The organism is Arthrobacter sp. HMWF013 (assembly GCF_003061105.1).
Classification (GTDB): Bacteria; Actinomycetota; Actinomycetes; order Actinomycetales; family Micrococcaceae; genus Arthrobacter.
Genome location: NZ_QAIQ01000649.1, coordinates 1 through 1022, shown reverse-complemented (window position 1 = coordinate 1022; position 1022 = coordinate 1). Strand labels below are relative to the sequence as shown.

At 60.9% G+C, this 1022-nt stretch carries 1 protein-coding gene; it reads left to right on the top strand.

Annotation, left to right across the window (positions count from 1 at the left end; translation table 11 throughout):
* Positions 1–178: 178 nt before the first annotated feature.
* The coding region (locus DBR22_RS21440) for a cation:dicarboxylate symporter family transporter (RefSeq protein WP_146187613.1) at positions 179–1022 on the top strand (844 nt) is incomplete at its 3' end.

The following is a 1022-nucleotide window of genomic DNA, read 5'->3' as shown; positions in this document are numbered from 1 at the left end:
CGTCGGCGGCGAAGCCAACACCGATGACGTCACCGAGGCCATCATCAAGGTCCTCACCCACACCCTGGCCGCCGTCTAGCGTCTGAGTTAACGGCCGACGGCGGCGCGCCCGCCGCCGTCGGCCATCCCCCGTGTCATCAAGCACCTTCCAGTTATATTCCACAACGAGGTAGGAATCATGGACCACACCACCACTGCCGGCGCGGCAACGCGGGCACCTAAAACACCTTTGTACCGTCAACTGTATTTCTGGGTACTGACCGCGATCGTCATAGGCGTCCTGGTCGGCTGGCTCGCACCAAGTGTCGGCATCGCCATGGAACCCATCGGGACCACCTTCGTGGATGCGATGAAGATGCTGATCGGCCCCATCGTCTTCCTGACCATCGTCGGCGGCATCGCCAGCGTCGCGGACCTGAAGAAGGTGGGAATGACCGGCCTGAAGGCCCTGACCTACTTCCAGGTGGGCACCATCCTGGCAATGATTTTCGGCCTCGTCGCCATCAATGTTTTCCGCCTGGGCGACGGCGTCAACGCCGACGCCGGCAGCATCGAGACCTCCGAGTCCGCCGCAAAGCTGATCGACGCCGGGGCGAACCAGGAGTGGTGGCAGATCCTGACCAAAGTCATCCCGGAAAGCATGGTTGCCCCCTTCGTTGAAGGCAACATCCTCCAGATCATCTTCATCGCCGTGATCTTCGGCATCGCACTGAACGCGATGGGCAAGGTTGGCGCGCCTGTCCTGGACGGTGTGCAGCGCCTCACCGGGGTCATGTTCAAAATCCTGGGCTTCATCATGAAAGCCGCCCCCATCGGTGCTTTCGGCGCCATGGCCTACGCCGTCGGCAAGTTCGGCGTCTCCTCCCTGACCAGCATGGGCGGACTGATCGCGCTGTTCTACATCACCTCCATCCTCTTCGTGGTGATCGTGCTCGGCTCCATCATGGCTTTCCTGAAGCTGAACATCTTCAAGATGATCCGCCACCTCAAAGAGGAATACATGCTCATCCTGGGCACCTCCA